At 70.9% G+C, this 21,475-nt stretch carries 19 protein-coding genes and 1 tRNA gene; 16 read left to right on the forward strand and 4 right to left on the reverse strand.

From position 1 onward, the window contains the following. Positions 1–33: 33 nt before the first annotated feature. From metG to ACTHM3_RS10850, 8 genes are all read left to right on the forward strand, one after another. Positions 34–1,608 (forward strand): methionine--tRNA ligase, encoded by a 1,575-nt coding sequence (gene metG / locus ACTHM3_RS10815; protein ID WP_440406104.1) that lies wholly within the window; start codon positions 34–36, stop codon positions 1,606–1,608. A gap of 5 nt (positions 1,609–1,613) precedes the next feature. Next, the gene (locus tag ACTHM3_RS10820) at positions 1,614–2,558 is read left to right on the forward strand and encodes a TatD family hydrolase (protein WP_440406124.1); all 945 of its coding nucleotides are present in this window, start codon (positions 1,614–1,616) and stop codon (positions 2,556–2,558) included. Further along, positions 2,555–3,388, forward strand: coding sequence for a 16S rRNA (adenine(1518)-N(6)/adenine(1519)-N(6))-dimethyltransferase RsmA (gene rsmA / locus ACTHM3_RS10825; protein ID WP_440406125.1), 834 nt, complete (start codon positions 2,555–2,557; stop codon positions 3,386–3,388). The genes ACTHM3_RS10820 and rsmA overlap by 4 nt, the downstream gene beginning before the upstream one ends. A 103-nt stretch (positions 3,389–3,491) precedes the next feature. After that, complete coding sequence (locus tag ACTHM3_RS10830; protein ID WP_440406105.1) at positions 3,492–3,998, forward strand: DUF2510 domain-containing protein; 507 nt, start codon at positions 3,492–3,494, stop codon at positions 3,996–3,998. Between the two features lie 33 nt (positions 3,999–4,031). After that, on the forward strand, positions 4,032–4,961 hold the full coding sequence (locus ACTHM3_RS10835; RefSeq protein WP_440406106.1) for a 4-(cytidine 5'-diphospho)-2-C-methyl-D-erythritol kinase: 930 nt from the start codon (positions 4,032–4,034) through the stop codon (positions 4,959–4,961). Between the two features lie 19 nt (positions 4,962–4,980). Next, complete coding sequence (locus tag ACTHM3_RS10840) at positions 4,981–5,916, forward strand: LLM class F420-dependent oxidoreductase (RefSeq protein ID WP_440406107.1); 936 nt, start codon at positions 4,981–4,983, stop codon at positions 5,914–5,916. Positions 5,917–5,937: 21 nt separating this feature from the next. Beyond that, entirely contained in the window at positions 5,938–7,827 is a 1,890-nt protein-coding gene (locus ACTHM3_RS10845) for an ABC-F family ATP-binding cassette domain-containing protein (RefSeq protein ID WP_440406108.1), read from the forward strand. A gap of 110 nt (positions 7,828–7,937) precedes the next feature. After that, positions 7,938–8,639 carry a TMEM175 family protein gene (locus tag ACTHM3_RS10850; protein ID WP_440406109.1) on the forward strand — a complete coding sequence of 234 codons (702 nt, stop codon included), beginning with the start codon at positions 7,938–7,940 and terminating at the stop codon, positions 8,637–8,639. A gap of 3 nt (positions 8,640–8,642) precedes the next feature. On the opposite strand, the gene ACTHM3_RS10855 is transcribed toward ACTHM3_RS10850, so the two are convergent. Next, on the reverse strand, positions 8,643–9,155 hold the full coding sequence (locus tag ACTHM3_RS10855; RefSeq protein ID WP_440406110.1) for a MarR family winged helix-turn-helix transcriptional regulator: 513 nt from the start codon (positions 9,153–9,155) through the stop codon (positions 8,643–8,645). Positions 9,156–9,206: 51 nt separating this feature from the next. On the opposite strand from ACTHM3_RS10855, the gene ACTHM3_RS10860 reads away from it, so the two are divergent. Beyond that, positions 9,207–9,278, forward strand: a tRNA-Gln gene (locus ACTHM3_RS10860). 624 nt (positions 9,279–9,902) lie between these two features. Here the strand turns inward: ACTHM3_RS10860 and ACTHM3_RS10865 are convergent. The 3 genes from ACTHM3_RS10865 to ACTHM3_RS10875 form a co-directional block, all read right to left on the reverse strand. Further along, the gene (locus tag ACTHM3_RS10865) at positions 9,903–11,156 is read right to left on the reverse strand and encodes an ABC transporter substrate-binding protein (RefSeq protein ID WP_440406111.1); all 1,254 of its coding nucleotides are present in this window, start codon (positions 11,154–11,156) and stop codon (positions 9,903–9,905) included. Between the two features lie 378 nt (positions 11,157–11,534). Next, the gene (locus ACTHM3_RS10870) at positions 11,535–12,575 is read right to left on the reverse strand and encodes an acetylxylan esterase (protein WP_440406112.1); all 1,041 of its coding nucleotides are present in this window, start codon (positions 12,573–12,575) and stop codon (positions 11,535–11,537) included. A gap of 65 nt (positions 12,576–12,640) precedes the next feature. Further along, positions 12,641–13,663: a LacI family DNA-binding transcriptional regulator gene (locus ACTHM3_RS10875; protein ID WP_440406113.1), complete on the reverse strand. Its 1,023-nt coding sequence runs from the start codon at positions 13,661–13,663 to the stop codon at positions 12,641–12,643. Between the two features lie 120 nt (positions 13,664–13,783). On the opposite strand from ACTHM3_RS10875, the gene ACTHM3_RS10880 reads away from it, so the two are divergent. From ACTHM3_RS10880 to ACTHM3_RS10910, 7 genes are read left to right on the forward strand one after another with little or no spacing between them, the layout of a single operon-like run. Beyond that, a complete protein-coding gene (locus ACTHM3_RS10880; RefSeq protein WP_440406114.1) occupies positions 13,784–14,731 on the forward strand; it encodes a carbohydrate ABC transporter permease in 948 nt (315 codons plus the stop codon). Further along, entirely contained in the window at positions 14,721–15,632 is a 912-nt protein-coding gene (locus ACTHM3_RS10885) for a carbohydrate ABC transporter permease (RefSeq protein WP_440406115.1), read from the forward strand. The genes ACTHM3_RS10880 and ACTHM3_RS10885 overlap by 11 nt, the downstream gene beginning before the upstream one ends. Continuing rightward, positions 15,633–16,976 carry a Gfo/Idh/MocA family protein gene (locus ACTHM3_RS10890; RefSeq protein WP_440406116.1) on the forward strand — a complete coding sequence of 448 codons (1,344 nt, stop codon included), beginning with the start codon at positions 15,633–15,635 and terminating at the stop codon, positions 16,974–16,976. It begins immediately after the preceding gene. After that, positions 16,973–17,893: an NAD-dependent epimerase/dehydratase family protein gene (locus ACTHM3_RS10895; protein ID WP_440406117.1), complete on the forward strand. Its 921-nt coding sequence runs from the start codon at positions 16,973–16,975 to the stop codon at positions 17,891–17,893. The genes ACTHM3_RS10890 and ACTHM3_RS10895 overlap by 4 nt, the downstream gene beginning before the upstream one ends. Beyond that, positions 17,890–18,804, forward strand: coding sequence for a 5-dehydro-4-deoxyglucarate dehydratase (locus tag ACTHM3_RS10900; protein WP_440406118.1), 915 nt, complete (start codon positions 17,890–17,892; stop codon positions 18,802–18,804). The genes ACTHM3_RS10895 and ACTHM3_RS10900 overlap by 4 nt, the downstream gene beginning before the upstream one ends. Then, entirely contained in the window at positions 18,801–19,868 is a 1,068-nt protein-coding gene (locus ACTHM3_RS10905; RefSeq protein ID WP_440406119.1) for a mandelate racemase/muconate lactonizing enzyme family protein, read from the forward strand. The genes ACTHM3_RS10900 and ACTHM3_RS10905 overlap by 4 nt, the downstream gene beginning before the upstream one ends. A 9-nt stretch (positions 19,869–19,877) precedes the next feature. Beyond that, entirely contained in the window at positions 19,878–21,326 is a 1,449-nt protein-coding gene (locus ACTHM3_RS10910) for an aldehyde dehydrogenase (NADP(+)) (protein WP_440406120.1), read from the forward strand. The last annotated feature ends 149 nt before the right edge of the window (positions 21,327–21,475 follow it).

The raw sequence follows: 21,475 nt of genomic DNA on the forward strand, positions 1-21,475 counted from the left end.
CACGGGAAACACCCCCTCGTTAGACTCGGGCGCATGTCCTCCGGCGAGTCGTTCTTCGTCACGACGCCGATCTTCTACGTCAACGACGTGCCCCACATCGGCCACGCGTACACCGAGGTGGCCGCAGACGTCCTGGCCCGCTGGCACCGCCAGCGCGGCGACGACACCTGGTCGCTGACCGGCACCGACGAGCACGGCCAGAAGATCCTGCGCACCGCGACCGCCAACGGGATGGCGCCGCAGGAGTGGGCCGACCGGCTCGTCGAGACGGCGTGGAAGCCGCTGCTCCAGACCGTCGACATCGCCAACGACCAGTACATCCGCACGACCGACCCAGCCCACGAGCGGGGGGTGCAGGCCTTCATCCAGCAGCTCCGCGACGACGGCCACATCTACGAGGGCGTCTACGAGGGGTACTACTGCGTCGGCTGCGAGGAGTACAAGACGCGCGACGAGCTCGTGGAGACCGCCGACGGAGACTACGCCGGCGAGCTGCTGTGCGCGATCCACTCCCGGCCGGTCGAGATCCTCAAGGAGAAGAACTACTTCTTCCGGATGAGCGACTTCCAGCAGCAGCTGCTCGACCTCTACGGCTCGCAGCCCGACTTCATCCAGCCGGAGAGCGTGCGCAACGAGATCATCCAGTTCGTGTCGCAGGGCCTGGAGGACCTCTCGATCTCGCGCTCCAGCTTCGACTGGGGCGTGAAGGTGCCGTGGGACGAGTCGCACGTCGTCTACGTGTGGTTCGACGCGCTGCTCAACTACGTCACCGCGATCGGGTACGGCGACCCGCAGCGCGTCGAGGAGTTCCGTCGGCGCTGGCCCGCCGTCCACCTGGTCGGCAAGGACATCGCCCGCTTCCACGCGGTCATCTGGCCCGCGATGCTCATGGCCGCCGGCCTCCCCGTGCCGAAGCGCGTGTTCGGCCACGGCTGGCTGCTCGTCGGCGGCGAGAAGATGTCGAAGTCGAAGCTCACCGGGATCGCGCCGCAGCAGATCACGGAGGCGTTCGGCTCGGACGCCTTCCGCTACTACTTCCTCCGCGCGATCACCTTCGGCCAGGACGGCTCGTTCTCGTGGGAGGACCTGTCGGCCCGCTACCAGGCCGAGCTCGCCAACGGATTCGGCAACCTCGCCTCGCGCCTGATCGCGATGATCGCGCGCTACCGCGGCGGCGCGATCCCGGAGGCGGAGATCGACGCCGAGATCGCCGAGCTCGCGGCGCGGGTCACGGCCGACGCCGACGACGCGGTCGGCCGGGTGGAGATCCACCAGGCCATCGCCCACGTCTGGCGACTGGTCGACCGGCTGAACCTCTACATCACCGAGCAGGAGCCGTGGGTGCTCGCGAAGGACGCGGCCCGGGCGCGCCGGCTCGACCAGGTGCTCGCGACCGCGGCGCACGGGCTCGGAGCGCTCGCCGTCCTGCTCTCCCCGGTGATGCCGAAGGCGACCGCGCGGCTGTGGACCGCGCTCGGCGGTGAGGGCGCGGTGCAGGACGTTCCGCTCCTCCAGGCCACCGAGTGGAAGGCGCAGACGACGGGGAGCGTGCAGGCCCTCGAGGCCCTCTTCCCGCGCATCGAGGAGCCGGAGGCGGGAGCCGCGTGAACAACCTGGGCGACGACGCATTCCTGCGAGCGCGCGAGCGGCCGGCCGACCAGCCGGCTGAGTACCCGCCCCTGCCCGAGGCGCTCGTCGTCCCGGTCTACGACAACCACACCCATCTGGAGATCCAGGACGGTCTCGAGAGCCTCGACTACCGGGAGCAGCTCGACCGCGCCTCGAGCGTCGGGGTCCGCGGCGTCGTCCAGGTCGGCACCGACCTCGAGACCTCGCGCTGGAGCGCGGACGTCGCGGCGCGCGAGCCGCGCGTGCTCGCCGCCGTCGCGATCCACCCGAACGAGGCCCCCGAGCTCGAACGGCGGGGCCTCCTCGACGAGCACCTCGCCGGCATCGAGGAGCTCGCCTCCCGTCCCCGGGTGCGGGCGATCGGTGAGACGGGGCTCGACTTCTACCGCACGGGAGAGGACGGGCGCGAGGCGCAGATCCGCTCCTTCGAGGCGCACATCGAGATCGCGAAGCGCCACGGGCTCGCCCTGCAGATCCACGATCGCGACGCGCACCGCGAGGTCGTCGAGGTGCTCGACCGCGTCGGCGCGCCAGAGCGCACGGTGTTCCACTGCTTCTCGGGCGACGCCGCGTTCGCGCAGCTCGTCGCGGAGCGCGGCTGGTACCTCTCCTTCGCCGGCACCGTCACCTTCAAGAACGTGCAGCAGCTGCGGGACGCGCTCGAGATCGTGCCGCGGTCGACGCTCCTCGTCGAGACCGATGCGCCGTACCTGACGCCGGTCCCGTTCCGCGGTCGGCCGAACTCCGCCTACCTCATCCCGCTCACGCTGCGGGCGATGGCGGACGTCCTCCACACCGATGTGTCGATGCTCGCGGCGCTCATCTCGTCGAACACCGAGCTCGTCTACGGGCAGTGGGACTCCGACCCGGTCGACCCGCCGCCCGGTCCGTTCGAGCCGCACGACGAGCCGTCCGGGGACGCGCGCTGAGCCCACTGCTGGGCCCAGTCGAGGTCCGCGCGCTCGCCGAGGAGCTCGATCTCCAGCCCACCAAGAAGCTCGGCCAGAACTTCGTCGTCGACGCGAACACGGTGCGTCGCATCGTCCGCACGGCCGGGGTCGAGCCCGGCGACGAGGTGCTCGAGGTGGGGCCCGGGCTCGGATCGCTGACCCTCGGCCTGCTCGAGGCCGGGGCGCGGGTCACGGCGATCGAGATCGACCCGCGGCTGGCGCGGCGGCTGCCGGTGACCGCCGACGAGCTCGCGCCCGGCGCGCCGCTCACCGTGATCACCGAGGACGCGCTCCGCGTCGAGGAGCTGCCGGTCGCCCCGCGCCGGCTCGTCGCCAACCTGCCGTACAACGTCTCGGTGCCGGTGCTCCTGCACCTGCTCGAGCGGCTGGACTCGCTCGAGAGCGCGCTCGTCATGGTGCAGGCGGAGGTCGGCCAGCGTCTCGCGGCCGCCCCCGGCTCCAAGGTCTACGGCTCGCCGAGCGTCAAGGCGGCCTGGTACGGGGTGTGGTCGGCGGCCGGGATGGTGAGCCGCCAGGTGTTCTGGCCGGTCCCGAACGTCGACTCGATCCTCGTCGCGTTCTCGCGGCGTGCGGCGCCCGGCACGGAGGAGGAGCGCCGCGAGGTGTTCCGGCTGGTCGACGCCGCGTTCGGGCAGCGCCGCAAGATGCTGCGGCAGTCGCTCGGCGAGGTGCTCGGCGGCACCGCGGCGACGAGCGCGCGGCTCGAGCGGGCCGGCGTGGACCCCACGGCGCGCGGCGAGGTGCTCGACGTCGACGACTTCCTGAGGATCGTTCGCGCGCCCCGCTGAGGGGTGGCACCGGGACGAGGGGTGTCCGCCGTTCGGGGGACCGCACTAGAGTCCTGCCCAGCGCGCGGGACCGGGCCCGGCGCCCGATCGAGAGAAGCACGCCGTGGACGCGGTGCCGGTCACAGCAGGGTGGTACGCGGATCCCCTCCGCGTCGCCGTGCTGCGCTGGTGGACCGGCGAGGGCTGGAGCGGTCACACCTCCGACGACGCGACGGCGGCTCCCGACCCCGTGCCCTTCGATGGCGCCGGGCTCCCGGCGCCCGACCCCGCACAGACGGGTGGGTGGGACTCTCCGGACGCCGCTGAGAGTCTCCGCGTCGCCGGGCTCTGGCGCGAGGCCGCCGGACGGATCCGCGACCTCGTCGCGCGCCGCACCGCCGTCGTGCACGTGCTCGTCGACGACCTCGCGCCGATCGTCATCGACACCCGCTACCGGGCCTACGGCTGGCGCTACCCGCTCGCCGGGCTGCCGCCGTCGCCGCAGCGGATCGCGGTCGAGGTCGTGCCGTCCGCGCCGCTCGCCCCGACCGTGTTCGGCATGCGCAACGGCGCCGTCGCGGAGCTGCTCGACCAGCTCGAGCACCTCGCGCAGGTCGAGGCGGCGGCCTGAGTCACGCCCCGAACGGGTGACTAGGCTCTCCCCATGGGGAGCCCGAGCGCCGGCCGCGAGGTCCACGTCCGGGCTCCGGGCAAGATCAACGTCTTCCTCGGAGTCGGATCCTTGCAGGACGACGGCTACCACGACGTCGCCATCGCCTATCAGGCGGTCTCGCTCTGCGAGGACGTGCGCGTCACCGCGGCCGACGGGTTCTCGGTCGCGGTGAGCGGCTCGGTCGAGCTCGGCCGTGTGCCCACCGACGACCGCAACATCGCGATCCGCGCCGCGCGCCTGCTCGCCGAGCGCACCGGCTATCGCGGCGGGGTCCACATCGACATCGAGAAGCACGTGCCGGTGACGGGCGGCATGGGCGGGGGCTCCGCCGACGCGGCCGCGACGCTGCTCGCCTGCGACACGCTCTGGGGCACCGAGCTGCCGCGCGACGCGATGCTGGATCTGGCGCGGCGCCTCGGCGCCGATGTCCCGTTCGCGCTCACCGGCGGCACGGCGATCGGCACCGGTCGCGGCGACGAGCTCTCGCCCGCGCTCGCCAAGGGCACCTTCCACTGGGTGCTCGCGCTCGCCGACTTCGGTCTCTCGACGCCGGAGGTGTACGCCGAGCTCGATGCGCACCGGGCCCGCCACCGCGCCGACATCTCGCCCGCCGAGACGGCGCCGACGGTCGACGCCGACGTGCTGCAGGCGCTCCGGGCCGGTGACCCGCAGATGCTCGCGGTCGCGCTCCACAACGACCTGCAGGCGGCCGCGCTGCACCTCTCCCCGGAGCTCGGCGACGTGCTCGAGCTGGGGGAGCGCAACGGGGCGCTGGCCGGCATCGTCTCCGGATCCGGTCCGACCGTCGCCTTCCTGACCGCGGATCTCGATGCCGCCCTGGAGCTGCAGGTCGCGCTCTCCGCGGCGCAGCTGCGGGTCGTCCGTGCGACGGGTCCCGTGCACGGCGCGCGCGTCATCTGACCGGCGTAGCGTCACGAGGGTGACCATCTCGCTCGGCTACCAGATCCCCAACTTCAGCTACCCCGGCGGCGTCGAGGCGCTGTTCGACACGGTCGTCGCGCAGGCGCGCGACGCGGAGGCCTCGGGCTTCGACACGGTCCTCGTGATGGACCACTTCTACCAGCTGCCCGGCCTCGGAACCCCCGATCAACCGATGCTCGAGGCGTACTCGACGCTCGCCGCGCTGGCGGCGTCGACGAGCTCCATCCAGCTCTCGGCGCTCGTCACCGGCAACACCTACCGCAACCCGACCCTGCTGGCGAAGACGGTCTCGACCCTCGACGTCATCAGCCACGGCCGCGCGATCCTCGGGCTCGGGGCCGGCTGGTTCGAGATGGAGCACGAGCAGCTCGGCTTCGACTTCGACACCTTCACCGAGCGGTTCGAGAAGCTCGACGAGGCGCTGCAGATCATCCACCCCATGCTGCGCGACGAGCGCCCCGAGTTCACCGGCAGGTGGTACCGGGCACACGGCGCGATGAACGTTCCGCGCTACCGCGAGAGCGTGCCGATCATGCTCGGCGGCCAGGGCGAGCGCAAGACCTTCCGGCTCGCGGCCCGGTACGCGGACCACATGAACATCATCTGCGCGCTGCCCGACCTCCCGCGGAAGATCGAGGTGCTCCGGCAGCGGTGCGAGGAGATCGACCGCGATCCGGCGACCCTGAAGACGAGCTATCTCACGAGCGTCGGCCTCGTCGAGACGCCGGCGGAGGCCGACGAACTGCTCGCCGGCGTGCCGGAGGACCGGCGCGCCGGCGTGTTCGTCGGCACGGCCGACGTGATCGCCGACCGGATCGCGAACGAGGTGCTCGGCGCCGGGCTCGACGGCGTCATCGTCAACGCGCCGCGCAACGGCCACGTGCCGGGGGTCGTCTCGACGCTCGGCGCGGCGCTCGCACCGCTCGTCGGGTGACGCCCGCCTAGGCTCGACGGGATGGCCCACCTCCTCGGCGCCGAGCGCATCTCCCTCGAGTATCCGACCCGCGTGGTCCTCGACGACGTCACGGTCGGCCTCGAGGAGGGCGACCGGATCGGGGTCGTCGGCCGCAACGGCGACGGCAAGTCGACGCTGCTGCGCCTGCTCGCCGGTCGCCAGGATCCCGACTCGGGCAAGGTGACGCGACGCGGCGGCGTGACGCTCGGCATGCTCGACCAGGGCGACGTGCTGCCCGACGACGAGACGGTGGCGCACGCGATCGTCGGCGACCGCGCCGAGCACGAGTGGGCCGGCGACGCGAAGGTGCGCGACGTGCTCGCGGGTCTCGTGCGCGACATCCCGTGGACCGCGACGATCGGGGGCCTGAGCGGCGGGCAGCGGCGCCGGGTCGCGCTCGCCGCGCTGCTCTCGCGCGACTGGGACGTGCTCCTGCTCGACGAGCCCACGAACCATCTGGATGTCGAGGGCGTCGCCTGGCTCGCCGAGCACCTGAACGGCCGCTGGCCGAAGAACCGCGGCGGCCTCGTCGTCGTCACGCACGACCGGTGGTTCCTCGACGCGGTGTCGACCGACACCTGGGAAGTGCACGACCGCGTCATCGAGCCGTTCGAGGGCGGCTACGCGGCGTACATCCTGCAGCGCGTCGAACGCGACCGGATGGCCGCGGCGACCGAACAGCGGCGGCAGAACCTCGCGCGCAAGGAGCTGGCGTGGCTGCGGCGCGGGGCGCCGGCGCGCACCTCGAAGCCGAAGTTCCGCATCGAGGCGGCCAACCAGCTCATCGAGGACGTGCCGCCCGTGCGGGACGGGGTCTCGCTCGCGCAGCTAGCGACGGCGCGGCTCGGCAAGGACGTCGTCGACCTACTCGACGTCTCCGTCTCCTTCCCATCTCGCGAGGAGTCGCGTCAGGGGGCCTCAGCGGGGGAGGAGGCCCCGCGAAGCGACTCCTCGGGGGAGCAGTCGGTCGTGCTGCGCGACGTGGAGTGGCGCATCGCGCCGGGGGAGCGGACCGGGATCCTCGGCGTCAACGGGGCGGGCAAGTCGACCCTGCTGGGGCTCGTCGCCGGCACAGTGGAGCCGACCTCCGGCCGGGTCAAGCGCGGCAAGACGGTGCGCATCGCGCAGCTCGATCAGCGGCTCGCGGACCTCGACGAGATCGCCGAGGAGCGTGTGAGCGCGGTCATCGCGCAGCAGCGCAGCTCGTACGTGAGCGGCGGGCAGGAGCTCACCCCCGGCCAGCTGCTCGAGCGGCTCGGCTTCACGAACGCGCAGCTCTCGACCCCCGTCAAGGACCTGTCGGGCGGGCAGAAGCGACGGCTCCAGCTGCTGCTGATCCTGCTCGACGAGCCGAACGTGCTCATCCTCGACGAGCCCACCAACGACCTCGACACCGACATGCTCGCCGCCATGGAGGATCTGCTCGACACCTGGCCGGGCACGCTCCTCGTCGTCTCGCACGATCGGTACCTGCTGGAGCGCGTCACCGACCAGCAGTACGCGGTGCTCGACGGGCGTCTGCGGCATCTTCCGGGCGGCGTCGACGAGTACCTGCGGATCTCCGCCGATGCGGGTCGAGCAGCCGCGCAGCGGCGCATCGCGACCTCGGCCCCCGAGGATAAGGACCTCGATGCGCCGGCTGCTCCGGCTGCCCGGCATGCGCTCACCGGCGCGGCGCGGCGCGACGTCGAGAAGGAGCTCTCCTCGCTCGACCGCCGGCTCGCGAAGCTCGGCGAGCGCATCACGGCGCAGCACGCCGCCTTCGCCGGGCACGACCAGTCCGACTACGTGGGCCTCGGTGAGCTGCAGGCGCAGCTGGCCTCGCTCGAGGACGAGACGGCGACGCTCGAGGAGCGCTGGCTCGAGCTGAGCGAGCAGCTCGACGGCTGACGTCGAGCGGCGCTCGGCGGTCCGTCCGGCGTTGCCGGCCTCGCGGACGACCGATCGGGTCGACGACCTGATGAGCACGCCGATCCCGGGCCTCAGGATAGGGTGCCGACGTGGAGGAGCCGACGCGTCGTCCGGAGGCCCGGCCCGAGACCATTGCGCAGAAGCAGGTCCGGCTGTTCGGGGGCGGCCGCGACACCGGGCGCATCGAGGCGTTCTCCGACGGGGTGTTCGCGATCGCGCTGACGCTGCTCGTGCTCGATCTGCGGGTGCCGGAGCTGCACGGCCGGACCGTATGGGCGGCGATCGTCGCCCTCTGGCCGCAGTTCCTCGGCTATGTGCTGAGCTTCCTGATCATCGCGATCAACTGGGTGTTCCACCACCGCAAGTTCCGCGCGATCATCCGCTACGACACCCGGCTCATCTGGATCAACCTGGCGTTCCTCTTCTTCGTCGCGCTCGTACCCTTCCCGACCAGCCTGCTGAGCGAGTACGCCCCGGATCCCGCGGCGGTGTCGCTGTACGCCGCGAGCGTGGCGATCCTCGGCCTCCTCGCGACCGTGCTCTGGCAGTACGCCCACCGCAAGGGCTTCCTGAGCCCGGCCGTCGACCGCGACCTCGCCCGCTTCACGACCGTGAACAACCTCGTGGTCCCGGTCGTCTTCGTCGCGTCGATCCCGATCGCCCTGTTCTGGAACGCCGAGATCGCCATGTTCTTCTGGATCGCGAACTGGCCCGTGTCGATCGTCGTCGACCGGGTGTGGGGCCACCGGGCGGCCGGGCCCGACCCGGACGGCGAGCCCCTCAAGGACTGAGCGCTACAGCGCGGCGGGGTCGTCGAAGTCGAGGCTGAGCTTGCGCAGCAGCGCCGCGAGCCGCTCCTGATCGGCGCGCGACAGTCCCTCGAGCAGTTCGCCCTCCACCTCCACGAGCCCGCTGATGGCGGCATCCACGCGCTCGCGTCCCGCCGAGGTCATCACGACGAGCACGCCGCGCCCGTCGTGCGGATCGGTCCGCCGCTCGACCAGTCGCCGCTCGACGAGCCGGTCGATGCGGTTCGTCATCGTCCCGCTCGAGACCAGCGTCTGCTGGAGCAGCGACTTCGGGCTCAGCTGGTAGGGCGCGCCCGCACGCCGGAGCGCGGCGAGCACGTCGAACTCCCACGCCTCCAGCCCGGACGCGGTGAACGCGGTCTTGCGCGACCGGTCGAGGTGCTTGGAGAGCCGGCCGACACGCGACAGGATCTGCAGCGGCGAGAAGTCGACGTCGGGTCGCTCCCGGCTCCAGTCGGCCACGATGCGGTCGACCTCGTCGGCGCCGGGCTCCACCATCCGGCCATCATCCCAGAGCGCGCCCGCGGATTTGAGAGGATGGGGCCGCGATCCGCCGTGGTGTAACGGCAGCACGACGGCCTTTGGAGCCGTGAGGCCCAGGTTCGAATCCTGGCGGCGGAGCTGCTGGCTGGCTGGGGCTGGGAAGGGTCCTTGTATCTCCGAGCCTCCCGAAGTCATAACTCCGGTCGACGAAAGTGAATCGCCGATCCACGGGTCGGCGGCCCATCGCTTCTCACGGGCTGGCGGAGCGTCGCGTGTCGGGCCGCGCCGCAGTATCAGTGGTCTTCTCCGTGCGTTCGTCGTGGAGTCTGGCGCGCGGGGAGCTTGACCCCGTGATCCGACAAGGGACAGTGGCAACAACTTCCATTGGCTTCGCACCTGTCCACGATTCCGGCAGCGTCGGCCGAGGCGTCGGAATCACGCAGGTGAAGGGAGGCTTGCGGGCGCCGTTCCTCAGCTTCAAGGGGTGCCCTGACCGTCACCGACGAAGGCGACTTCCTGCGTATCGTCCTTCCGGCTCTCCTCATCGCGACTCTGGCGGCGGTGGTTGCGGTCCTCGAGGTGGGGTCCCAGCTGCGCTCGGTCAGCAGGTTGGTGACAGTCGACTGATGCGTGGTTGGCCGGTGTGGGCCCGGGCGCGGGGCGCCCGAGGGCGCCGGAGCCGACCGGGCCGCCGTGGCGACGTCCCTCATCACGGTGGTGCGGGCCGACCCCGTGAGGCCGACCCGCACCGCGCGCGCGTCACTACTGGTTCGCTGCGATCGCCGCCTTCTCCTGCGAGATGAAGCTTGCCGCCGCCTGGGCGGGGGTCTGCTTGCCGAACAGCACGTCGCTCGCGATCGGGTTGAGCACGTTCTGCGTGTTGATGGCGGGCAGGGCCAAGGGGTTGGGCGCCTTGCCGGTGTGGCCGCTCAGCGAGTTGACGAAGTCGACCTGTGCCTGGTCAGACGGCGTCAGGTTCTTCGTGACGGCCTTCTGCACCGACGGCACCGCCGGGATGCCCAGCGTCAGCTGATTCAGCGGGCCGGCGGCCGAGCTGTTGAGCAGGAAGTCGATGAGCTCGGCCGCTTCCTTCGGGTGCTTCGTCTTGCCGTAGACGGCGTACTGCACCGTCGGCTGGAGGTACTCGCCGACACGGGTCGAGGTGTCGCCGGGCAGGCGGAGGATGCGCATGTCGTCGCCCGAGGACTGGGCGTAGATCCCGATGAAGTTGATCGGGACGTAGGCCATCGCGACCTTCCCGGTGCCCATCAGGCTCTGCTCGAGGGCGGCGCCGTTGTCCTGCGTGCTCACGGACGCGCTCGGGGCGCCGCCCGTGTCCTGCAGGTTCTTCGAGATCTCGAACATCTTCTGGACGATCGACTCGGAGACCGCGAGCTTGCCCTTCGCCGTGAAGAGGTCGCTGCCCTCCTGCCGTGCGATGGCCTGCAGGAACTGATCGTTGACCGGCTGCACGGATCCGTACGTGCCGGCCGGGCTGTTCTTCGTGATTTGCGCGGCGATCTTGACGTAGTCGTCCCAGGTCCAGGTCTTGTCATCCGGGATGGGCACGCCGGCTGCCTTGAACACCGCCGTGTTGATGACGATCGCGCGTGCGCCGATGCCGGTCGGGATCGCGTCGAGGGCGCCGTCGACCTTGCCGGCGTCCAGTGATCCGGCCGGGTACTTCTTCGTGTCGATGTACTTGGAGAGGTCGAGGAGCGCGCCCTTCTGCGCGTACGACGGGGTCGAGTCGTACGTGATCTGGATCGCGTCGGGGGCGTTGCCGCCCGCCACCTGGGTCGCGAGCTTGGGGTAGTAGGGGGCGTAGTCCGAGGGCTCGCCCTTGACCGTGACGTTCGGGTACTTCTTCTCGAACAGCTTGATCTGCTTCGCCTTGATGGCGTTCAGCTGGTCGCTGCCCCACCATGCGAAGCGGAGGGTGATCTTCTGGTCGCTGCTCCCGCCGGACCCGCCGGCGGAACATCCGGTGATGATGAGGACCGCGCTCAGAGCCACGCTTGCCAGCGCCAGCTTCTTCGCACCACGAGGCATTTTCATTCTGATTCCATTCGCGCTTGATGTTTCGGTGGATGGGCGCGATCGCGGCAGTGACGCCGACGCATCGCGGACGGGGACTCCGTCGCTGTGCTGATAAAGCGCTTTCTCATTGCGCCCACGAAAAGACCGCGGGCGCCGCCGCCCGGGATGCCGGCACGGTGCGGGAGGCGGGCTCATCGCGCGAGAGTGCGGGCGCATCCCGTCGAGGGGGGAATCGCGTCATGCTCCGCTCCTTTGCGGTCGAGCCCGAGGGCCTCCCGTGAGGCAAACCTCGACGAGAAAACGTTTCCCGGAAAGTATCAACGCACGGGAGAGGTGTCAACAGGTCGGCGGAGGTCAGCCCGCGAGCGTCTCCTCGAGAAACCTCCACGCCTCGTCCTGCATCGCCGGGTCGAAGACGTGATCGACGTCGTGGAAGGAACCCCGGTATCCCTCGACGCCGCGGAGCCGTTCGTGCGCCTCGAGCATCCCCTCCTCGGGGAAGAGCGGATCGCGCCACCCGTACTGCACGAGGGTCCGGCGCGCTGCACCGCGCGGGACGACGTCCGGCCAGTCGGTGAGGCCCGGAAGCCCAGGGCTGTTCAGGAGCCACGAGTGCACGTCGAGATAGCGGGGGAACAGAGAGTCGAACGTGGCCATCATGCAGGTCACGACGGACGCACGCACGCGCTCGTCGAGCGCGGAGAGCAGCACGGAGCGCCCCCCGCCTCCCGAGAAACCGAACGAGGCGACCCGTGTCGGGTCGACGACGTCGAGCCCGGCGAGGACGTCGAGCGCGACGAGGTCGTCGAACGCCACCGCCCCGGCGAAGGTCGTGTCGAGCAGCCCGCACGCCTTGGCGAGAGTGTCCTCGTGCAGCGAGGAGGCGAGGTCGAAGACGTCCTCCGGCGTCGGGGTGATCCCCCGGTCGCGCCAGAGTGCGGCGTATGCGGTCAGCGTCTCCTCCAGCCGGATGCCCGGCCGCGTGAGGTCGAACCGACGGCTCGCCCAGGAGAAGGCGTCATGGACGAGGACCGCGAAGCCGCGTGCGGCGAGCCGATTGGCCGCGCCGAGTCGCCCGTACCAGGCGAGCTGCCGCTCGATGCTATGGGTCGAATTCGCGAGACCGAGATCGACGAGCTGATCCGCACCGAGGGATCGCGTGCCGCCGTGACAGTGCAGCCCCAGCACTCCGGGCAGGCGGCCGCGGCCGTCCCGCGGCGTCACGAGGTAGGCCCGCGTCTGCGGACCGAAGCCCACCGACCAGGAGAGGGCGGAGACGGTCACATCGTCGACGGCCCATCGGTCGTCGACCGACACCTCCGGGGCCCGCGGGGGCGTCCGGACCCCGAGCACCCCGGCGAGCTCGTCGACGTCCCGGCGGCCGGTCGTCCGCATCGGACAACCGGCGAGGAATCCGGGCCAGTCCTCGTATCCCGCCAGCGGATCCGGCGGTCGCCCGCTCACGCGGCCGGCGGCGCGGCCAGGCGGCGCACGCTCCCGCGGAGCTCGACCCGCGGCCGCAGGAACACGTTGTGCCCCGGCGCCCGATGGTTCAGGAGATCCCACATCCGCGCCCAGGCGTGGGCGCCAAGCTCCGCGACCGGCACCGATGCCGTGGTCAGCGGCGGCGTGGTGTAGCGGGCGAAGGGGATGTCGTCGAAGCCGGCGACCGAGACGTCGTCCGGCACCCGCACGCCCTTCTCGTGGAGCGCGCTCAACAGACCCATGGCCACCAGATCGTTGTAGGCCAACGCGGCCGTGGCGCCGGTCTCGAGCACGCGGTCCGCCACCGCGTACCCGCTCTCGAAGTCCACTCCGCCGGCGACGATGTCGACCACCACATCGGGGTGCGACGCCCGCACATCCTCGATCGCGCTCAGCCGGTTGGCGTTCGAGGCGCTCTCCGCGACGCCGGTGATGAACACCAAATGCCGGTGCCCGAGGGAGAGGTGCGCCTCGAGGAGCTCGATCAGGCCGGCGCGGTAGTCGGCCGCGACGATGGGTGCAGGGGAGGCCGGCAGATCACGGTTGATCACGACGACCGGCGCGAGCCGGGGGATCAGCTCGGCGAGGACGTCGAGCGGCATACGGGGAGCGACCAGCACGATCGCGTCGCACCGGCGGCGCGCCTCCATCGCGAGGAGCCGCTCATCGGCGACGTTCTCCGACGAGTCCGCGATCAGCACGTGGTAATCGTTCTGCGCGGCGGCGAGGCTCAGCCCGCGCAGCGCGCCGATGAAGGTCGGGTTGGCCAGATCGGGCACGACGACCGCCACGGTCTGGGTCTTGCCGAGCACCAGCCCTCGGGCCAACGGGCTCGCCGAGTAATTCAGCGATGCGGCGGCGGCGCGTACTTTGGCCGCCAGCTCGGGGTCTACCGTCGCGTTGCCGTTCATCACGCGGGAGACCGTCGAGAGCGACACCCCGGCCCGGGCCGCGACGTCGGCGATCGTCAAAGCGCGAGGCGCAACCGGCTGGCTCATCGTGACCCCTGTCGCGTGGTCGGTTCCGGAATCGGTGGTGCGGACGCCACGATATTAGGCTACCGTGCCAGAAAACGCTTTCTCGCATCGGCGCGGGAGAGCGGGAAGGCAGACCGATCGATGAGCATCTTCACCGAGCTCGCGAGCCTCCGGGACGGGCGGGCCAGGTCCCGCTCCCGCCGGATGACGGTGCAGCAGAAGCGTGACGCGCGCGCCGCGTACGTGTTCCTCCTGCCCTGGATGGTGGGCTTCGTCTTGATCACGCTCATTCCGGTGGTGAGCTCGTTCTACATCTCGTTCACGAAGTACAACCTGTTCCAGGCGCCGAGATGGGTTGGCGGCAGCAATTACCTCGCCCTCTTCCAGGACCCGCGTCTGCTGCACTCGCTCGGCGTCACGTTCACCTACGTCCTCGTCGGTGTGCCGCTGTGCATGATCGCCGCCCTCGCCGTGGCGCTCCTGCTCGACCGGGGCATCCGCGGTCTCGGCTTCTACCGGTCGATGTTCTACCTGCCCTCCTTGCTGGGTTCCTCGGTCGCCGTCGCGATCCTCTGGACCCAGATGTTCGGGCAGGACGGGCTGCTCAACAAGTTCCTGGCCCTGTTCGGCATCCAGGGCCCCGGGTGGATCTCCGATCCCGATACGGCGCTCGGGACGCTGATCCTCCTGGCGGTCTGGGGCTTCGGCGCGCCGATGGTGATCTTCCTCGCCGCCCTCCGTCAGGTGCCCGTCATGTACTACGAGGCCGCCTCGATGGACGGCGCGGGAGCGGTCCGGCGCTTCCGCAGCATCACGCTGCCGATGATCAGCCCGATCATCTTCTTCAACCTGGTGCTGAGCATCATCGGCTCGTTCCAGGCCTTCACGCAGGCGTACATCGTCTCGGGAGGAACCGGGGCGCCGTCCGACTCCACCCTGTTCTTCTCGCTGTACCTGTACCAGCAGGGCTTCACCAACTTCAACATGGGTTACGCGTCCGCCATGGCCTGGCTGCTCGTCGCCATCATCGGCGCCTTCACCGCTGTGGCCTTCTACACGTCTCGATTCTGGGTGTTCTATGACGACTAAGACCGCGATCGACGTCCGACCGAGCCTGGCTCCGACGGCGGCCCGGGAACACGCCCAGCGTGCACGCGCACGCCGCGCGACCGCGCGGGCCGTGGCCCGGCACGTGCTCCTGGTCGCCCTCACGATCCTGCTGCTGTACCCGCTGCTGTGGCTCATCGTGAGCTCGCTGCGCCCCAACGATCAGATCTTCCGCGAACCGGGGCTGTGGCCGCTCTCCTTCGACATCGACAACTACACGAAGGGATGGAGCGCGCTCAATCCGGACTTCGGCCAGTACCTGCTCAACTCCACGATCGTGGTGGCGGGGTCGATCCTCGGCAATCTCGTCTCGTGCTCACTCGCCGCGTACGCGTTCGCACGCCTGTCGTTCCCGGGACGGCGGATCATGTTCGGTGCGATGCTCGTGACGCTGATGCTGCCGATTCACGCGATCATCGTGCCGCAGTACATCCTCTTCAATCACCTGGGGATGACGAACTCGTTTTGGCCCCTGCTGCTGCCGAAGTTCCTCGGCACGGACGCCTTCTTCATCTTCCTGATGGTCCAGTTCATCCGCGCCATCCCGCGGGAGCTCGACGAGGCGGCGCGCATCGACGGTGCAGGGCACTTCCGCATCTTCTTCCAGATCATGCTGCCGCTGATGGTGCCGGCATTGGCCACGACGGCGATCTTCACGTTCGTCTGGGTGTGGAACGACTTCTTCGGGCCGCTGATCTACCTCACCGACCCCACCCTGTTCACCGTTCCGTTGGCGCTGAACGAATTCAGGAACGCACAGGGCGCGTCGAACTTCGGAGGCATGTTCGCGATGTCGGTCGTCTCGCTCCTTCCGGTGTTCCTCGCCTTCGTGGTGGGGCAGCGCTTCCTGATCCGCGGCATCGCGACGACGGGGATCAAGTAGATGGGCCGCACGCGGTACGTCATCGTCGGCACCGGCCACCGTGCCGAGATGTACGTCGACGCGATCACGGGTCCGCACGCGGACGTCGCGCAGCTCGTCGGGATGTGCGACACCAACGCGGGCCGCGCCGCCTACTACGAAGCGCTTCTCGCCTCTCGGGGGGCGCCGGCTCCCGCCTTCTTCGAGCCCGACGCGCTCGAGACCCGGCTGCAGGACCTCGATGTCGAACGGGTCATCATCACGTCGCCGGACTTCACCCACGCCGACTACATCGTGCGGGTGCTCTCGTCGGGTCGCGACGTCGTCGTCGAGAAGCCGCTCACCATCGACGCGCCGAGCTCGCGACGCATCGTCGACGCGGCGCGCGCGTCCGGGCGCGACGTCACGGTGACCTTCAACTACCGCTACTCGCCCCGCAACACGATGCTCAAGCAGATCGTGCAATCGGGCGAGATCGGCGACGTCACCTCCATCGCCTTCGAATGGGTGCTCGACACCTCGCACGGCGCGGACTACTTCCGCCGCTGGCACCGTGAGAAGGCGAAGTCGGGGGGCCTCCTCATCCACAAGGCGTCGCATCACTTCGACCTGGTGAACTGGTGGATCGCCGACAGCCCCGTGCGCGTCTTCGCGTCGGGCGGGCTGCGGTTCTACGGCGAGGAGAACGCGCGGGCCCGCGGGCTCGGCGAACGCCCCGCCCGGGGCACCCACGACGGACCGCACGACCCGTTCGAGCTCGACCTGCGCGACGACCCGCGCCTGGCCGCCCTCTACCTCGAACCCGGCCGCATCGACGGCTATGTCCGCGACGCGGACGTCTTCGGACCAGGGATCACCATCGAGGACAACCTCGCGCTCGTCGTCGACTACCAGCGTGGCGCGACCATGTCCTACTCCCTGAACGCGCACAGCCCGTGGGAGGGGTACCGCGTCGCGATCAACGGCACCCGGGGTCGCGCGGAGCTCGAAGTCGTCGAGCGCGCGGCGGTCACGGCGGACGAGAGCGGCGTGCTCGACCCGAGCGCATCCCCCGACTCCACGGCCCCGCGCCGCCGCGGGGAGCACCTGACGGTCCAAACGCACTGGCAGGAACCGCGCGAGATCGAGATCCCGCGGGGCGAGTCGGCGCACGGCGGTGGCGACGCCCTGCTGCTCCGCGACGTCTTCTTCGGGCCGGCACCGGATCCGCTGGGGAGGCCGTCGGGATACCTCGACGGCGTGCGCTCGATCGCGGTCGGGATCGCCGGCAACCGCTCGCTCGCGACCGGACTGCCGGTCGCCGTCGCGTCGCTCGACCTCGGCGCCGACCTCACGATCGGCCGCGGTCCGGGGGTCGTCTCATGAGTCGCGTACTGATCACCGGGGGAGCGGGTCGTCTCGGACAGAGCGTGGTGCGCCACTTCGCCGCCCGGGGCGACGACGTCGTGTCGGTCGATGCGCGGCGAGCGGACGGGCTCCCGGCGGTCCAGGAGACCGTCGACCTGCGCGACATCGACGCCGCGAGGGCGCTCGTCACCGCCCACGCGCCCGACGCGGTGATCCACCTGGCCGCCATCGCGGTGCCTTTCAGCGCACCGGAGGACCGCATCCTCACGACGAACGTCTCTCTCGCCTACAACGTCCTGGCCTCGGCGGCCGAGGCGGGGGTTCCGCGCATCATCACCGCGAGCAGCCCCACCGTGATGGGCTACGGCAACCCTGCCGGCTGGATGCCGGAACGCCTGCCGCTCGACGAGCTCGAGCCGGCCCGCCCCTGGAACGCGTACGCGCTCTCGAAGCTCTTCGCCGAATCGATCGCCCGGATGCTCGCGACGGCATACGGGGAGCGATCCCGGTTCGCCTCGTTCCGGCCCTGTTACGTCATCGCGCCGGAGGAGTGGGCAGGAGCGCCGACGCAGCAGGGGCACACCGTGCGCGAGCGTCTCGCCGACCCGGATCTGTCGGCTCCGGCGCTCTTCAACTACGTGGACGCGCGCGACGTCGCGAGCTTCCTCGCTCTTCTGCTGGAGCGGATGGACGAGGTCCCCAACGGCGAGACGTTCTTCGTCGGCGCGTCGGATGCTCTGGCGCGTGAACCGCTCGCCGAGCTGCTTCCCCGGTACCTGCGGGGTGTCGGCGAGCTGGCGCGCGATCTCGTCGGCACCGCTCCCGCGTTCTCGATCGCCAAGGCGCAGACCATGCTCGGCTGGTCGCCGCAGCACGACTGGCGCTCCGAGCTGCGCGAGCCCGCCCCATCCGCCACCCCCTTGGAGATCCCGTGAACTTCGCCGGTGTCCTGTTCTTCCCCGTCACCCCCTTCGACGCCGCCGGCCGCGTCGACGCGGCGGTCCTCGCCGAGCACGTGGCATCCCGTCTGCCCTACGGCCCCGGCGCCGTGTTCCCCGCCTGCGGCACCGGGGAGTTCCACGCCCTCGCCGCGGCCGAGGTCGGCGCCGTCGTCGCGGGCGCGGTGACGGCCGTCGCGGGCGCGGTGCCGGTCGTCGCCGGCGCGGGCGGACCGCTCGGTCACGCGCTCGAGTGCGCGCGCCTCGCGGAGGCAGCGGGCGCGGACGCACTGCTGGTGCTCCCGCCCTACCTGGTCGGCGGACCGGCGGCGGGCCTCGAGCGCTACGTGGAGGCGATCGCGGAGGGCACCTCGCTGCCGGTCATCGTGTACCACCGAGGCACGGCGCAGTACACGCCGGAGGTGATGGCGCGCCTCGCTCGCGACCCGAGGGTCGTCGGCTTCAAAGACGGCACCGGCGACGTCGGAGTGGTGCAGGAGATCGTCACGGCGGTCGGCGCCGCCGGCCGCGACGATTTCAGCTTCTTCAACGGCCTCCTGACCGCCGAGCTGACGCAGGGCGCCTATCGCGGCCTCGGCGTCCCGCTGTACTCGTCCGCGGCGTTCGCGATGATTCCCGAGGTCGCGACCGCCTACTACGACGCCTACGCGTCCGGCGATGAGCAGCGCCGGCACGAGCTGCTCGCCGAGTTCTACCTGCCGCTCGTGCGGCTGCGCGATCAGACCCCGGGATTCGGGGTGTCGCTGATCAAGGCGGGACTGCGGCAGCGTGGGCTGGAAGTGGGGTCGGTTCGACCGCCTCTCGTCGACCCGTCGTCCGAGCAGGAGCGGGAACTGCGCTCGATTCTCGACCGCGGGCTCGAACTGGTGGGGGCCGCGGCGCTGTGAGCCCGGTCGTCGACGAGCTCTCGGCTCGGCTCCTCCGCATCCCCCTGCACCGGCCGTGGGGGGAGGACGTCCGTGAGATCCATGTGGTCGCGGTGGACGTCGTCGATTCGGAGGGCGCGGTCGGTCACGGCTTCAGCTGGACGCCGACGATCGGCCCCACCGCCGTCCTCGCCCTCCTGAGCGACGACATCCGGGACTTCGCGAGCGGGCGCACGGCCGATGCCGAGGAGCTCTGGCCGCAGCTCTGGGCGCGACTGCATGAGGCGGGTCCCGGCGGGATCACGACCATCGCGATGGCTGGGCTCGATCTGGCCCTGTGGGACCTGGCCGCGCGGCGATCGGGGACCTCGATCTCCGGCCTGCTCGGGCAGCGACACGATGAGGTGGCCTGCTACGGCAGCGGCGTCAACCTGCACTACTCGCGGGCCGAGCTCGTGGCCCAGGTTCGGCGGTGGGTCGATGCCGGGTACGACGCGGTGAAGGTCAAAGTCGGCAAACCCGATCTGGCGGAGGACGTCGACCGCATCGGGGCCGTCCGCGAGGTCCTCGGTCCGCACCGGGGGCTCATGATCGATGCCAACCAGCGCTGGAGCCTGGATCACGCCCTGCGTGCGGTGGACGCGCTCGCGCCGTTCTCGCTCGACTGGCTGGAGGAGCCTCTCCGCGCCGACGACCTCGCCGGGCACGTGCGCCTGCGCGCCGCGACGGGCGTCCCCATCGCGCTCGGGGAGAACGTCCACACCGTGTACCGGTTCCGCGAGTTCATCGAGGCCGGGGCGGTGGATGTGATCCAGCCGAACGTCATCCGGGTCGGGGGCATCACGCCGTTCCTCGAGATCTCGCGGTTGGCCGACGCCACCGGGACGACCCTGGCGCCCCACCTGCTGCCCGAGATATCCGGTCAGCTCGCGCTCGCCCTGACCCGCCCGACCCGGGTCGAGGATGTCGAGGATGCCGGGTTCGGCGACCTCGGCGCCCTCACCGGGCCCTCGCCCGTCGCCGTCCGTCACGGACGGCTGCACCCGACCCCGCATCTCGGGATCGGCCTCGACTTCCGACACTGAGGAGAAACCATGTCGACCCCCCTCGACGAGCTCGCCCGTCTGACGACCGCCGCCCGGAACGCGGCGGCCCCGTTGGCACGCACCGGATCCGCCGAACGCGCCGGCTGGCTTCGCGCGATGGCCAGTGATCTGGATGACGCCCGGGACCGCCTCGTCGCGACCGCTGTCGAGGAGACCCACCTGGACGCCGAGCGGCTCCGCGGAGAGGTCGCCCGCACCACCGGTCAGCTCCGTCTCTTCGCTTCGGCGATCGAGGACGGCGCGTATCGCGAGGCGGTCATCGACCACGCCGAGCCCTCCGCGACGCCGCCGCGACCCGATCTGCGGCGGATCCTCGTCCCGCTCGGCCCGGTCGCGATGTTCGCGGGTTCCAACTTCCCGTTCGCCTTCTCCGTCGCGGGCGGCGACACCGCGGCGGCGCTCGCGGTCGGCTGCCCGGTGATCGTGAAGGCCCACTCGGGTCACCCGCGGCTCTCGGAGCTGACCGCGTCGATCGTCGCCGACGCGCTCGCTCGGCTCGGCGCCCCGGCCGGGACCTTCGCGATGGTCGAGGGTCGTGAGGTCGGGACGGCGCTCATCACGGATCCGGCGATCAAAGCCGGGAGCTTCACCGGGTCCGTGGCAGGGGGGCGCGCCCTGTTCGATCTGGCGTCGGCGCGACCGGATCCGATCCCGTTCTACGGCGAGCTCGGCAGCATCAACCCGACGGTGATCACGCGGGCCGCGGTCGCGGCCCGCGGGACGGCTCTCGCGGAGGGCCTGGCGGCGTCGTTCACGCTGGGCGTGGGACAGTTCTGCACGAAGCCGGGCGTGGTGCTCGCGCCCCGGGACTCCGGGTTCGCGGAGCTGCTCCGTACGGCGACGGCGGGCCGGGGCGGGGGCCGCCTGCTCACCGAACGGATTGCGGACGCGTATCCGCAGGGGCTCCGCGAACTGGCGTCGGATCCCGACGTGACGGCCCTGAGCGGGTCGATCGAGCAACCCGGGGCGGGAGCCGACGCGGAGCCCGTCGTGCTCCGCACCACGGCGACCGCTGTCGCGGCGCGTCCGGACGAGCTGCTCGTCGAATGTTTCGGTCCGACCACCCTGCTGGTCGAGTACGACGATCACGCCGAGCTGCTCGCGGCGCTCGACGCGGTCGAGGGCAGTCTGACGGCCACCGTCCATGCCGAGGCCGCCGACGAGATCGACGACATCGTGGAGTCGCTCTCGGCGCGCGCCGGGCGCGTGCTCTTCGAGGGGTGGCCCACGGGTGTCGCCGTCACCTGGTCGCAGAATCACGGCGGCCCCTGGCCGGCCACCACCTCGATCTTCACCTCGGTCGGCGTGACCTCGATGCGGCGGTTCCAGCGACCCATCGTCTTTCAGTCGGCCCCGGAGCGTGTGCTCCCCCCCGAGCTGCGCGAGGACAATCCCCTGGGGGTTCCCCGGCGGGTCGACGGCGTCCTAGAGCTCTAAGGGCACCGGCCGCGCGCGGCCGTCGACCGTCACGGGCGGCCCTCGGGGATCGACCGTGACCGGCGGGTTGCCGGCAGCGCCGCGCCGCACGGTGTGCTCGATCTTCGGGCCGGGGGCGGACGGGTTCCCGGTGAAGAACTGGCCGGCCC

Origin of the sequence: Pseudolysinimonas sp. (assembly GCF_051954455.1) — a bacterium.
Classification (GTDB): Bacteria; Actinomycetota; Actinomycetes; order Actinomycetales; family Microbacteriaceae; genus Pseudolysinimonas.

Coding starts and splice junctions, on each gene's coding strand:
- ACTHM3_RS10890 (WP_440406116.1), top strand. CDS start 15,633: ATGGGCCGCACGCGGTACGTCATCGTCGGCACCGGCCACCGTGCCGAG.
- ACTHM3_RS10910 (WP_440406120.1), top strand. CDS start 19,878: ATGTCGACCCCCCTCGACGAGCTCGCCCGTCTGACGACCGCCGCCCGG.
- ACTHM3_RS10845 (WP_440406108.1), top strand. CDS start 5,938: ATGGCCCACCTCCTCGGCGCCGAGCGCATCTCCCTCGAGTATCCGACC.
- ACTHM3_RS10895 (WP_440406117.1), top strand. CDS start 16,973: ATGAGTCGCGTACTGATCACCGGGGGAGCGGGTCGTCTCGGACAGAGC.
- ACTHM3_RS10875 (WP_440406113.1), bottom strand. CDS start 13,663: ATGAGCCAGCCGGTTGCGCCTCGCGCTTTGACGATCGCCGACGTCGCG.
- metG (WP_440406104.1), top strand. CDS start 34: ATGTCCTCCGGCGAGTCGTTCTTCGTCACGACGCCGATCTTCTACGTC.
- ACTHM3_RS10885 (WP_440406115.1), top strand. CDS start 14,721: ATGACGACTAAGACCGCGATCGACGTCCGACCGAGCCTGGCTCCGACG.
- ACTHM3_RS10880 (WP_440406114.1), top strand. CDS start 13,784: ATGAGCATCTTCACCGAGCTCGCGAGCCTCCGGGACGGGCGGGCCAGG.
- ACTHM3_RS10855 (WP_440406110.1), bottom strand. CDS start 9,155: ATGGTGGAGCCCGGCGCCGACGAGGTCGACCGCATCGTGGCCGACTGG.
- ACTHM3_RS10835 (WP_440406106.1), top strand. CDS start 4,032: ATGGGGAGCCCGAGCGCCGGCCGCGAGGTCCACGTCCGGGCTCCGGGC.
- ACTHM3_RS10870 (WP_440406112.1), bottom strand. CDS start 12,575: ATGCGGACGACCGGCCGCCGGGACGTCGACGAGCTCGCCGGGGTGCTC.